The organism is Methylobacterium sp. A49B (assembly GCF_053346215.1).
In genome coordinates this window covers 42,205-55,082 of the sequence record NZ_JBKFBO010000150.1, presented here as the reverse complement: position 1 = coordinate 55,082, position 12,878 = coordinate 42,205, and the positions used below count along the sequence as shown (strand labels likewise).

Annotated in this window: 8 protein-coding genes; 5 read left to right on the top strand and 3 right to left on the bottom strand. The window is 73.0% G+C overall.

The window, feature by feature from the left end:
• Positions 1-6,851 (bottom strand): apolipoprotein A-IV repeat region-like domain-containing protein (locus ACLBX9_RS31890; protein WP_447721715.1); only part of this gene is annotated, 6,851 nt, incomplete at its 3' end.
• Positions 6,852-7,138: 287 nt separating this feature from the next.
• Here ACLBX9_RS31890 and ACLBX9_RS31885 point away from each other — a divergent pair.
• The 4 genes from ACLBX9_RS31885 to ACLBX9_RS31870 all read left to right on the top strand — a co-directional run bounded on the left by ACLBX9_RS31885 (position 7,139) and on the right by ACLBX9_RS31870 (position 8,764).
• Positions 7,139-7,459, top strand: a complete 321-nt coding sequence (locus ACLBX9_RS31885; protein ID WP_447721714.1) for an Hpt domain-containing protein — start codon at positions 7,139-7,141, stop codon at positions 7,457-7,459.
• 159 nt (positions 7,460-7,618) lie between these two features.
• Complete coding sequence (locus ACLBX9_RS31880) at positions 7,619-7,939, top strand: 2Fe-2S iron-sulfur cluster-binding protein (protein ID WP_010685602.1); 321 nt, start codon at positions 7,619-7,621, stop codon at positions 7,937-7,939.
• A gap of 279 nt (positions 7,940-8,218) precedes the next feature.
• On the top strand, positions 8,219-8,449 hold the full coding sequence (locus ACLBX9_RS31875) for a hypothetical protein (protein ID WP_447721713.1): 231 nt from the start codon (positions 8,219-8,221) through the stop codon (positions 8,447-8,449).
• Positions 8,450-8,473: 24 nt separating this feature from the next.
• Entirely contained in the window at positions 8,474-8,764 is a 291-nt protein-coding gene (locus ACLBX9_RS31870) for a type II toxin-antitoxin system RelE/ParE family toxin (RefSeq protein ID WP_447721712.1), read from the top strand.
• A 28-nt stretch (positions 8,765-8,792) separates the two neighbouring features.
• Here ACLBX9_RS31870 and ACLBX9_RS31865 read toward each other — a convergent pair whose 3' ends face one another.
• Complete coding sequence (locus ACLBX9_RS31865; protein WP_010685601.1) at positions 8,793-9,968, bottom strand: vWA domain-containing protein; 1,176 nt, start codon at positions 9,966-9,968, stop codon at positions 8,793-8,795.
• 335 nt (positions 9,969-10,303) lie between these two features.
• Here ACLBX9_RS31865 and ACLBX9_RS31860 point away from each other — a divergent pair, with 335 nt between their 5' ends.
• Complete coding sequence (locus tag ACLBX9_RS31860) at positions 10,304-10,711, top strand: hypothetical protein (RefSeq protein ID WP_447721711.1); 408 nt, start codon at positions 10,304-10,306, stop codon at positions 10,709-10,711.
• Positions 10,712-10,746: 35 nt separating this feature from the next.
• Here the strand turns inward: ACLBX9_RS31860 and ACLBX9_RS31855 are convergent, their stop codons facing one another.
• Positions 10,747-12,594: a cation:proton antiporter domain-containing protein gene (locus tag ACLBX9_RS31855; protein ID WP_010685599.1), complete on the bottom strand. Its 1,848-nt coding sequence runs from the start codon at positions 12,592-12,594 to the stop codon at positions 10,747-10,749.
• Between the last annotated feature and the right edge of the window lie 284 nt (positions 12,595-12,878).

Here is a 12,878-nt window from a genome sequence, read left to right as displayed (position 1 = left end):
GCCGGAGCGACCGTCGGAGCCGGGGCGGCACGGCCGCCGCCCTCGGCCACCCGCCGCTGGGGCTGGGCCTGGGGCTGGGCGACGTCCAAGGCGCGGCCGGAGCGGGAGACCAGGGACGAGAGCTCGTTGAGCGCCTTGATCTGGTCCGACACCACCCGGCGCATCTCGCCGGTGGCATCCTGGGTCTCGCGCGGGAGTTCGAGGACGCCCTTGGCGAGTTCGGCGCGGGTCGCGTCGAGTTCGCCGCGGATCGAGCCCGCCATCTCGCGCAGCGCGGAGAAGGAGTCGCCGAAGCTGGCCTGGGCCTCCTGGAAGCCACTGCGCATCTCGCGGGCGGCCTCCTCCAGGGCCTGCCGCACGCCCTGGGCGGCCTTCTCGCCCTCGGCGCTGGCGCTGTCCTTGAGGTCGGCGAAGGCGCTCGTCACCGAGGCGCCGGCACCCTGGGCCGACTGGGTCAGGGACTCGCCCACGCTGCGGGCGCGCTCCTCGGCGGCGCGCAGCGTCTCCTCGATGGTCCGCTCCAGGGCCTTGCCGTTCTGCTCCAGGGCGGCGGCCCGCGCCTCGAAGGCGGCCAGCGCCTCCGTCAGCGCGGTTTCGCGGCCCGTCAGCGTCGATCCCAGACGCTCCTCGATCGCGGCCAGCGAGGCGGCCGCCCGGTCGAGGGCAGCCACGTGCGCGGCCGTCTGCTCGCCGAGCGAGCGGCCCCGCCCGTCGAGGGTCTCGGCGAGGCGGGAGGCCTCCTGGAGCGCCCCGTCGGCGGCGCCGCGGAGGGCCTCGACCTGCGCCGAGACCCCGGCACTGGCCTGACCGGTCTCGGCGGCGATGCGCTCCAGGGCGCCCTGGATCTGCTCGATCCGGCCCGACAGCCCCTGCTCGATCGCGCCGAGATTGGTGTCCGCCCCGGCCACGAGATCACTGAGCGCCGTGTTGGCGGTCTCGATCCTCTGGAGGAGGGCGCCCAGTTCCCGGCCCATCCGGTCGTTGGTCTCGAACAGCTCGGAGAGGGTGCGGCCGGCACCGTCCTCGACGGCGGCGCGCAGCAGCTCGGCCGAGGCCCGCGACTGCACCGCCAGCTCCTCGGTCCGCTCCCGCAGGGTCTCGGCCAGCGGCATGCCGGTCTCGGCCAGGGCCCGCTCGATCGCCTCGGCCCGGTCCGACAGGGCCCGGGACAGGTCGAGCATCGGCCCGTCGACGGCCTCGCGCAGGCGGGTCACATGGCCCTCCACGCTGTCGCCGACCGCGCGGCCGCTGCCCTCGACGCTGGCGAGCAGGGCGCCGCCCTTCTCCTCGATGGCGCGGACCAGGGCCTCGGCGCTCTCCGCGAGGCGGCGGGACAGGGCTTCGCCGCGGGCATCCACCAGGGCGCCGAGGGCCGTGACGCGCCGCTCGAACCCGGCCCCGAGGGCCTCGGTGCGGGCATCGATCAGGCCGGCGAGCGCCGCCTCGCGGCTGCTGAGCGTCTCGGCCAGCGCCGCGTTGTGGGCGTCGACCTGCTCGGCATGGGCCCGCGCGCGCTCGTCGAGGGCGGCGGCGAGCGCCGCCGTGCGCTCGTCCATGAGGCCGGCGAAGGCGTCGTGGCGGTCGTCGAAGGCGGTGGCCAAGGTGTCGGCGCGCTGCGCCACCAGGGTCGCGAACAGGCGCATGCGGCTGTCGATGCGCTGGGTGAAGGCGTCGGCGCGGGCCTCGACGCCGCGGGCGAGCGCCTCGCTGTGCGTCTCCACGGCCTGCGCCAGGGCCGCGGTGCGTCCCTCCACGACGCCGTCGAGGTCGCGCAGACGGGCGTCGAAGGTCTCGACCAGGGCGCCCGTGCGGCCCTCGGCCGCCGCGATCAGCGTCTGGCTGCGGTCGTCGAGGAGCCCCTCGATCGCGGCGCGCGCCTGCTCGAAGGTGTCGCGCAGGGCGGCGATCCGCGCATCGACCCGCTCGGACACGTCGCGGCCGGTCCCCTCGACGCTCGCGCTGAGACGATCCTGGACCCGCTCGAACAGGGCCTGCAGCTCGCCCGTGCGCGCCTTGAGGGTCTCGGCGATTTCGGCGTGGCGCGTCTCCAGCAGGCCCGCGATGGCGGGGTTGGCCTGCTCGATGGTCGCCTGCAGGGCCTGCGTGCGGTGCTCGATCGTCCCGGCGATCTGGCGGCCGCGGCCCTCGACCAGGCGATCGATCTCCTCCTGTGCCCGCTCGAACACGGCCTGGAGCGCGCCCGTCCGCTCCTGCAGGGTCCCGGCGATCTGGGCCTCGCGCGCCTCCAGCAGGCCCGCGATGGCGGGGTTGGCCTGCTCGATGGTCGCCTGCAGGGCCTGCGTGCGGTGCTCGATCGTCCCGGCGATCTGGCGGCCGCGATCCTCGACCAAGCGTTCGATCTCGCCCTGCGCCCGCTCGAACAGAGCCTGAAGGTCCGACACGCGGGACTCCAGCAGTTCCGCCATCCGGGTCGGGGCCGCGTCGAGGGTCGTGCGCAGCCCTTCGGTCCGCGCCGCGATGGCGTCGGCGACCTCCTGGCCGCGCCCGTCCACGAGGTCGCGCAGGCCGTTCTGCGCCTCCTCGAACAGGGCCTGCAGGCGCTGCGTGCGCGTGTCGAGGGTCGCGGCGAGCTGGCGCTCGCGGGTCTCCACCAGGGCGGAGACGGCGGCGGGCGCCTCCTCCAGCACGGTCCGCAGGGACTGGATCCGGGTGTCGACCGCGGCGGCGAAGCGGCCGCTGCCGCCCTCGACCATCGCGTCGAGGGCGGCTTGCGCCTCCTCGAACAGGGTGCGCAGGGCCTGGCCCCGGGCGGTGAGCGTGTCGGCGAGGCGGTTGCCGCGGCCCTCGACCAGGCTCTCCAGGGTGCCCAGGCGCTCGTCGAACAGGCTGCCGAGCTGCCGGGCCCGGTCCTCCAGGGCGCCGTTCGCGCTGCCGAACGCCCCCTCCAGGGCGGCGACCAGCGCCTGCCCGCGGCCGTCCAGCGCCTCGTTGATCGGGCCCATCCGGCCGTCGAGGGTGGCGGCCAGCGTGCCCGCGTGGTCGTCCAGCAGGACGCGGATCTGGTTGGTGCGGTCGTCCAGCAGGGTATGGACCGTGCGCACGCCGTCATCGAGCAGGCCGCTGATGTCGGCGGTGCGGCTCGACAGGGTGTGGCCGAGGCGGCCCTCGCCGGCCTCGAGCATCCGCTCGGCATCCGCGATGGTCTGCTGCAGCTTGGCGAGCACGCTGTCGCCGCGCTGGTCGATCAGCTCGGCGAGCGAGTTGCCGCCGCGGTCGAACAGGCGGCCGAGCTCGGTGATCCGGCCTCCGATCGCGCCGAACACGGTCCGGCCCTTCTCGTCGAGCTCGCCCGATAAGGCGGCGATGCGCTCGTCGATCAGGCGGCCGAGCAGATCGGCGCGCTCCGAGAAGGCCGTGCGCACGGCCTCGGTGCGGGCGGCCAGCGCGGCGTCGGCGCTCTCGGCGCGCTCGTCCACCAGCCGGACGATCGCCTCGGCGCGGTTCGACAGGGACGCTTCCAGGCCGCGTGTCGACTCCTCGATGGTCGTGGTGAGGGCGCGGACGCGCTCGGCCATGGCGCCGTCGAGGCCGCCGGTCCGGTCTTCGATCATCGCGACGAGGTCGCGGGTCCGGCCGGCCAGTTCCTCGTCCACCGCGCGGGTGCGCGCCTCGATGAGGCGGATCGCCTCGAAGGCCTGCACGCCGAAGCTCTCGTCCACGAGGCGGGCGCGCTCGTCCAGCGCCTCGGCGATCGCCTGAAGGCGGCCGATCACGCCGGCGTCGAACTGGCCCGCGCTTTCGGCGATCCGGTGGGCGATCTCGGCCGTGTGCCGGGCGATGTCCTCCCCGAGGCCGGTGGTCCGGCCCTCCAGCATCTGGATCAGACCGCGGTGGCCCTCCGCCATGATGCGCGCCATCTCATCGGTCCGGGCGCGCAGCGCCTCGTCCACCGCGGCGGCGCGGGAGCCCAGATGAGCGTCGATCTCGCCGACGAGGCCCGCCACGGCCGCGCCGATCTCGGCGGTCCGCTTGGCGGAACGGTCCTCCAGGCCGCCGAGATGGGTCTCGATCAGGCTGCCGGCCTCGCGGGCCTGGGCCGAGATCGTCTCGGCCACCTGCTGGCCCTTGCCGGTGATGAGCCGGTCCATCTCCTCCAGCCGGGCGCCGACGCTCTCGCCGAGCGCCGCGGTGTCGCGGCCGATCCGCTCGGCCAGGATGTCGCCGCGGGCGATGGTCTCCTGCAGGGCGGCGAGGCGGCTGCCCAGGGTCTCGTCGATCGCCCGGACCCGGCCGTCTGCGGTCTCGGTGAAGCTCGCGCCGGTCTGGCTGAGGGTGTCGGCGATGCGCGCGCCCTGGCTCGCCACCGCCAGCACGATGTCGCGGCCGGTGCCGCTGATGCGGGCCTGGGTCTCGTCGGCGTGGCTCGCCAGCAGCTGGGCGACGCCGCGGCCGTGCTCGCCGAAGGCGGCCTCCATCTCGCCGATCCGGGCGGCGAGGTCGGCCGAGATCGCGCGGGCAGCCTCGGCGAGGCTCCCGGTGGCGTCGCCCGTGCGGGCAGCCAGTTCGCGGTTGAGTTCGTCGAGGGCGGCGCGGACGGCGGAGACCGCCGCCAGGCCGCGCTCGCCGAGTTCGGTGCCGGCGCGGTCGGCGGCGTCGCGGAACCGGGCGGTGAGGATCGCGGTCTCGGCCTCGACGGCGCCGGTGACCTCGCCGGAGGCATTGCGCAGGGTCTCCAGGGCCGCAGCGAGCCGGGCAGCGGCGTCCCGCGTCTGGGTCTCGGCGGCGGTGCCAGCCTGGTCGGCGGCGGCGCGCAGCGCCTCGGCCGCCTCCTCGGTGCGCGCCGAAAGGGCGGCGGCGGACTCCGCGACCCGGCGCTCGAACACCTTCACGGCCTCGAGGGTTCGAGCCTCGACCGCGCCGGTGGCGTCCTCGGCCGAGCCGTGCAGGGCGGTGGCGACCTCTTCGGTCCCGCGCCGGAGCGCCGCGACCGCCTCGGCGGTGCGGCCGTCGATGGCGCCCGACAGGGTCTCGACCGCCCCCCGCAGGGAGCCGACCGCGGCGGCGGCCCCGGCCTCGAAGCCCTGGCCCAGCGCCGAGAAAGCGGCCTCCAGGCTCGCCGCGGCGGTGCCCGTCTGGTGCGTGATGCCGCTGCCGGCGCGCTCGGCCGCCGCGACGACGCGGCTCTCGAGGTCCGCGGCCCGCACCGTCACGGTCTCGTCGAGGCGGGCGGCGATGCCGTCCATCCGCTCGGCGAGGGCGCCGCCGCGATCCGACAGCGCGTCGGCGATCCGCTCCGCCGTGCCGATGAGGTCGTCGCGGACGGAGCCCGCGCGGGTGGTCAGGGCTTCGCCGGCGCCGCTGGCGGCGAGCGCGAGGGCGGCCTGCGCGTCGCGCCCGCGGCCCTCGATCATCTCGGCCACCGACAGGCCGGCGGTCTCGATCTCGGCGCGCAGGGCCGTGCTGCGGCCGGCGATGTCGTGGGTCAGGGCGGCGCCGGTCTCGGCGAAGCGGGCGGTGATCTCCGCCCCCATGGCGCTGAAGCGCTCGGTCAGGTCCGAACCCCGGGACAGGAAGACGGTCTCGAGGCCCGTCACCGAGCGCTCGAAGCTCTCGCGCACCGCGCCGGCCTGACGGTCCAGGGTCTCGCTCACGCGTGTGCCCGTGTCGGCAAGCCCCCGGGTCAGGGCGTCGGTGTTCGCGGTGATCCGGTCGGTGAGGGCGGTGCCGGCCGCCTCGAAGGCGCCGGTCACCTCGCCCGCACGGCTTTCGAAGGCGCGGGTCAGGGTCTCGCCGACCTCCTGAAGGGTGCCGCGCACGTCCTGGCTGGTGGCCGTGAGGTTGTCGATCAGATCGCTGCCGCGGGCCGTCATCAGGCCCACCACCCGGTCGCCGGCCTCGCCCAGGGACGCGGTGATCGCCGCGCCGCGGGTCTCCAGCGCACCGGTCACGCGCTCGCCCGCGCCGGTGACCGCGGATACGATCCGGTCGGAGGCGCCCTCCAGCTCCTCGCTTAGGCTCTGGTGCGAGCCGGTGATGGCATTGCGGACCCGGTCGGCGTTGGTGACGATCGCCTCGCGCTGCGCCACCAGCTCGTCGACGAGGGAGCGGATGCGGATCTCGTTGTCGGAGTAGGCCCGCTCCAGGGTGGCGATCTCGCCGCGCACCAGGGTCTCCAGCTCGCCGGCCCGGGCGAGCGCCCGCTCGACGCCATCGCCCACCGCCGCCACCTCGCGGCGTACGGTCTGCGACATGGTCAGGACCGCGTCCGTGGAGAAGCTCTCGGGCTCGGCCAGCCGCACCGCGACCTCGCCGACCGCGCGGGCGACGAGGCGCATCTCCTGGGCTCGCACCGCCAGCATGGCGGCGATCACGAACAGTACCACCGGGCCGAACAAGGCCGCGGCGCCGACGCTCGCCTGCAGGGCGGTGAGCCCCGAGACGACCTCGCGCAGGTCGCCTCCGGACTTCGTCCAGGCGATCAGCACGAGGGCGCCGATCCAGACGAGGCCGGCGGCCAGCGCGAACAGGTAGGGCTTGGGCGAGGACCGCACCCGCAGGGTCTGCTGCAGGATGCCGATGTTGCGGCGGTCGTCGTTGGCCACCAGGGAGCGGTCGGGCGGCAGCAGCCCGCCCTCGCGGCGGGGCCGGTCCAGGCCGGGCGGGGGCAGGTCGGAGACGAGCGGCGCGTCGAGGTCGAGGCGCGGCGGCATGGTGCGGCCCGCCGGGTCGAGGGTGCCGTCGAGCAGCGGATCCGTGTCGCCGACGTCGGGCAGGCGCGGCTCGGCCCGGGTGTCGGTGCCGGTCGGCGTCAGGGCGTCGAGGTTCAGCGCCTGCTCGATCGCAGAGAGCGCGGCCTCGGCCGGGTCCTTCAGCTTCTTCTCGGTCGCCATTCAACGCCTCGTTACACGGGTTCACCGGCACCTGGGGAGGCTGATGCCGGAGACGCAACACCCCGTTTACCATTACAAGATTAGACGCGGGCAGCGATTGCCGATACCCGAGCCTCCGGCCGGCCCCAGAAAACGTTAACCGAATGGTTACCGCGGCCGCCGTTCACCGCCGCGACCATCCTGCCGCAGAGGAGGGGTCCGGCGCGATCCCCGCCCCGCGAATCGGGGGGTGAATTGTGTGGATCAGCTCCGCCATCCACGACGAACACGGATCCCGGGACCCCAGCATGCAGGCCATCGACCGCGCGGCGCTCGACCTCCAGACGGCCGGCGACGCCGACCTCGCCCGCGAGGTGCTGGACCTGTTCGCCGGGCAGTGCCGGTCGATCCTGCCCCGGCTCGTCGACGCTACGCTTCCCCCGGATCGCCGGGCCGACCTCGCCCACACGTTGAAGGGCTCGGCCGCGGGCGTCGGGGCCGAGCGGGTGCGCGCGCTGGCGGACGCCGCGGAGCCGCGCCTGCGTGCGGGCGACGGGCCGGTGCCGCTCGACGACCTTGCCGAGGCGGTCGCGGCGGCGCTCGCTGAAATCGAGGGCCGGACACCCTGACGGCCGGCCCGGGCCGGCCCCGCGCGCGATGCGGCCGCGATGCGGCGATGGATCCGGGACGCGTGCCAACCGCTGCGCTTGCATTCCGCGGTCTCTGCCGCCAAGCAGGCACGCCGCCCGTCGGACAGATTGCGCTCGACGCGAGCCCGGAGCCCCAGCATGCCCAAGATCACCTACGTCGACCACGCCGGGACGGAGAGGACCGTCGAAGGCAGCGTCGGCGCGACCGTGATGGAGACGGCGTTGCGCAATAACGTTCCGGGGATCGACGCGGAATGCGGCGGCGCCTGCGCCTGCGCCACCTGCCACGTCTACGTTGCCGATGCGTGGATCGAGGTGGTGGGCAAGGCCGCCGACATGGAGCAGGACATGCTCGATTTCGCCAGCGACGTGCGCGAGAATTCCCGCCTGTCCTGCCAGATCAAGATCACGCCGGCGCTCGACGGCCTCGTGGTGACGACGCCCTCCCAGCAGGGCTGATCCGGCTCCGGCCGTCATCAGGTTCTTCCCTCTCACGCGTCATCGCGAGCGCAGCGAAGTGACCCAGGGGGAGCGCGCCGTCGGTAAGATTGGCGCCGCTGAGTTGCTATGCCGAGTTCGCGGAGACGACAGCGACCCTGCTTCGCGAGCCAATCGGGGCGACACCGCCGGCACACGCCCGTCGTTAAACCACAGCCATCGCCCTCGGGAACCGCGTGCAATGTCGTCCGCCTTCATGCAGACTTGACCAAGCGTCGATCGAGTCGCGGGAACACGGACATGACGACAGTCAGGTCTCGGCGGGAGCGAGGACTGTCCTCGTCCGGAGAAACTCTCCGGCAACGGGAGGCGCGGCTCGAAGCGGAAGCCTCGCTGCTGGCAGTCGCGGAAGCCGATCTCGCGGCCGGCCGCTTCATCGCGGACAGCGATGTGGATGGCTGGCTTGAAGCGTGGGAAAAGGGGACGGCCGTGGCGCTACCCGAGGCCCCGACCCCCGCGTCCAAGCTCTGATCACCGCTCTCCGGATTGGAACCCGTGCCCTGGGACGTCCGGATCTCGCGTGCCGCCGCGGCCGATCTCGTGTCCGCGCGCGAATGGCTTCGCCAGCCCGGCGCCGGCGAAATGGCCGCCGAGCGTCTTGCTCGGATCAGCAGAGCCCTACGAGACCTGCGAAACGACCCGCTTCAGTGGCCTGAAGGGGAGCACCCGGGCACGCGCTCGCGCAGCGTCGCAGGCTATCGCATCATCTATGTGGTTGAGAACCACGCCGGCCTCGTAACCGTGCTGCGCGTCTTCGGCCCAGGGCAGAGCCGGGACAGCCTCTGAGGCCGCCTCCTACCGGCTCAATCGCACCTCACCGCACGAGCGCCCGCGCCGCCGCGTCCAGCCCCTCCAGGGTGAGCGGGAACATCCGCCCGGCGACCAGCCGCTGCATCATGCCGATCGACTGCGTGTAGCCCCAGTGCGTCTCGGGCACCGGGTTCAGCCACGCGACCTTCGGGAAGTGGTTCGAGAGCCGCTGCATCCAGACGGCGCCGGCCTCCTCGTTCCAGTGCTCCACCGAGCCGCCGGGCGTGGCGATCTCGTAGGGGCTCATCGAGGCGTCGCCCACGAAGACCAGCCGGTAGTCGCTGCCGTAGGTACGGATCACCTCCAGCAGCGGCGTCTTCGCCTCGTGCCGACGCCGGTTCTCGGTCCAGACCGCCTCGTAGGGGCAGTTGTGGAAGTAGTAGTGCGCGAGGTGCTTGAACTCCGAGCGCGCCGCCGAGAACAGCGCCTCCGCCTGCTCGATGTGCCAGTCCATCGAGCCACCGACGTCGAGGAACAGCAGCACCTTCACGGCGTTGCGCCGCTCCGGGCGCAGCTTCACGTCGATGTAGCCCTGGCGGGCGCTCGCGCGGATCGTGCCGTCGAGGTCGAGCTCCTCGGCCGCCCCGGTCCGGGCGAAGCGGCGCAGGCGCCGGAGCGCCAGCCGCATGTTGCGCGCGCCGATCTCCCGGTCGTCGTCGAGGTCCTTGAACTCTCGCTTGTCCCAGACCTTCACGGCCCGGAAGTTGCGGTTGCCGTCCTGGCCGATGCGGATCCCCTCGGGATTGTAGCCGTAGGCGCCGAAGGGCGAGGTCCCGCCGGTGCCGATCCATTTCGAGCCGCCCTGGTGGCGCCCCTTCTGCTCGGCGAGCCGCTGCTTGAGCGTCTCGAACAGCTTGTCCCAGCCGAGCGCCTTCAGCTCCGCCTTCTCGGCCTCGGTCAGGTACTTCTCGGTGAGCTTGCGGAGCCACTCCTCCGGGACGGCGGCGGGCTCCACCGCCTCGCCGAGGGTCTCCAGTCCCTTGAACACGGTGCCAAATACCCGGTCGAACCGGTCGAGATGCGCCTCGTCCTTCACCAGCGCCGTGCGCGACAGGAAGTAGAACGCCTCGACGTCGCGCTCGGCAAGGCCCCGGTCGAGCGCGCCGAGGAGGGTCAGGTACTCCTTGAGCGAGACGGGGACCTTGGCGTCCCGGAGGGCCGTGAAGAAGTGCAGCAGCATGCCGGGAGAACGCGCCAGCCGCGCGCCCGGGTCAAGTCTGCGCGAATCGCACGGGCCGGGGTCAGGCGGGGCCGGACGTTCCGGCCCCGATCCTGAATCTTCGCCGATGGTCGACAAGATTCAGGACTGTGAACCGGGCTGATTCCACGTCCCAACAGAGTCTCCGCAGGTCGATGGGACTCATAACCTGGGCATAAGTCATCGAATCTGTTGATATGTGTCCGGCCAAGCCTCGCTCAGTCACTCACTCGGTCATGGGAATCGCTCAACTCGACACATCGAGTGAGTGCGGGCGCGGCGACGCGTGCCGGACCAGGCAAGCGTGGAGACCTGCGATGGCGGTCATCCTGCGGAATCTGACGGAATTCAAGCGGTTTCTCGGGAAGCCGGGGGCGACGATTCAGCTGGTGCGCAACACCTTCATGGATCGCCAGCCCGAGGCGACGCAGGAGGCCTACCGCAACAAGGGCATGTACGCGCCCCGCGCCGTGCAGGCCCTCTCGCGCAAGGCGGCCGTCTTCACGCTGCGTGGCTATCCCGGGACGGTCTGGCTCTACTGGGACAAGGGCATCCGCGGCTGGCGCTTCTCCGGGGATACCGTGACGGTCCCGCTGGTCACCGGGCTGGGGCCGGCCGATGAGCTGGTCTATCGCTGCAGCTTCGCCGACGGGTTCGAGCCGGCACCGCGCAGCCGGACGGCGCGGCGCCCGAAGATCGCCGAGGCGCATCCCGTCCCGGCCTGACGGGGCCCCGGCCAGGCCCCGTGAGCAAGCCGTGATCAGGCCTCCTGACCGGCCGCAGCCCCCTGGCGCTCGGGCTCACGCTTGGCCGCCGGCTTGCCGAGCGCCTTCCCCACCGTGCGGCGGGCGCGGAAGATCGGCTTCGCCTCGCTCTCGCGCTTCTTGAGCAGAGCCCGGTACTCGTCCCGCCGCTCGTGGATCGAGGCGATGACGAGTCCCATCGGCACCCCGACATCGACCAGCACGGCCTCCGACAGCTGAAGCGAGGCCTCGATCGTTTCCGGCACCGCGTCGTCGACGCCGAGCTCGTACAGCGCCGAGGCATGGCGGGCGTCGCGCGCCCGAGCCACGATGGTCAGGTCCGGCCGCTCGGCACGGGCGGCGGCCACCGCCGCCTCGACGGCGCGGGGGTTGTCGAGGGTCACCACCAGAGCCCGGGCCGAGGCGATGTCGCAGCGGCGCAGGATCTCGGTGTTGCCGCTGTCGCCGAAATAGACCGGCGCGCCGGCCCGGCGCTGCTCGGCCACCCGAGCGGCGTCGGAATCGAGGGCGATGTAGGGGATCTTGTGCCGCTCCAGCATCTCGCCGACCTGCCGCCCGACGCGTCCGAAGCCCGCGACGATCACCCGGTTCTCGACCCGCTCCGGCACCGGCTCGGCCTTTACGGCGGCCTGGGTGCTGGCCGAAGCCCGCTGCTTGAGCCGCCGGCCGATCGCCGCCAGCGCCGGGATCATGATCATCGTGACGGTGGTCACCACGAGGGCGGCGGCGCCGACCTCCTCCGGCACCAGACCGGTGGCCATGGCGCCGCCGATCAGCACGTAGGCGAATTCGCCGCCCGGCCCGAGCAGCAGGGCCGTCTCCAGGGCCACGGGCTGCGGGATCTTCATCACGGGTGCCGCCATCATCACCACCGCGGCTTTGATCAGCACCAGCGCCAGGGACAGGCCGAGGATCGCGCCCGGCGTCGCCATGAGCTGGGCCGGATCGAGGTTCATGCCCACCGAGACGAAGAACACGCCGAGGAGCAGGCCCTTGAACGGGTCGATCGTCGCCTCGATCGCCCGGCGATACTCGGTCTCGGCGAGCAGCAGGCCGGCCACGAAGGCGCCGAGCGTCATCGACAGGCCGCTCGCCGCCGCCGTCAGCGCCGTGCCGACGATGACCAGCAGGCAGGCCGCCATGAACAGCTCGGTGGAGCGCGTGCGCGCCACGAGCTGGAACAGCGGCCGCAGGGCGAGGCGCCCCGCCACCACGATCAGCACCAGGGCGACGGCGGCCTGGCCCAGCGCCAAGGCCAGCGCCCAGCCCTTGTCGCCGCCGTCGTCGCGGCCGAGCACCGCGATGGCGAACAGCGCCGGCGCCACCGCGAGATCCTGGAACAGCAGGACCGCGAAGCTCGTCCGCCCGGTGGGCGCGTTGAGCCGCCGCTGCTCGGCCAGCACCGGCAGCACCACGGCCGTCGACGAGAGGGCGAGACCAATGCCGACGATCGCCGCGCCGGTGAGCGGCACGTTGAGCCCGTAGAGGATCGCCCCGAGGATCAGCGCGGAGCAGCCCACCTGCAGGGAGCCGAGGCCGAAGACGAGTCGGCGCAGGACCCGCAGGCGCTCCCAGGACAGCTCGATCCCGATCATGAACATCAGGAAGATCACGCCGAACTCGGCGAGGTGCGAGATCTCGGTGCGGTTGCCGATGGTGAAGAGGTGGACCGAGGGATAGGTGTCGGCCAGCCGTCCCAGCCCGAACGGCCCCAGCAGGGCACCGGCGCCGATGAATCCGAGCACCGGCGAGATCCGGAGGCGGTGGAACAGCGGCACCACGATGCCCGCTGTGACGAGAAACAGGATCGCTTCCTTGTAGGAGCCGGCGTGGACCTCTGGCATCGGCGGCGGATCGAACCTCGTCTTGCGGGGGCGGGAAGGCCGGTCACGGCTTCGCGATCATGGGTCGGCACCGGCCCGCGGGCAACCGGTTTCGCGCCCGGATCGCCCCAGCGCAGGTGCGTTCTGACACAAGCCGGATACACGAGCCGGGTGAGACATTTCCGCCACCGGTCCGCCGCCCCCAGCCGCCCGGGCGGTCAAGGCGTGCAATGCGGCCCAAAATCGGCACAATGCGCGCATACACGCAGGAGTTAACCGAGGGTTATGCTCGGGCGGGCCGAGCC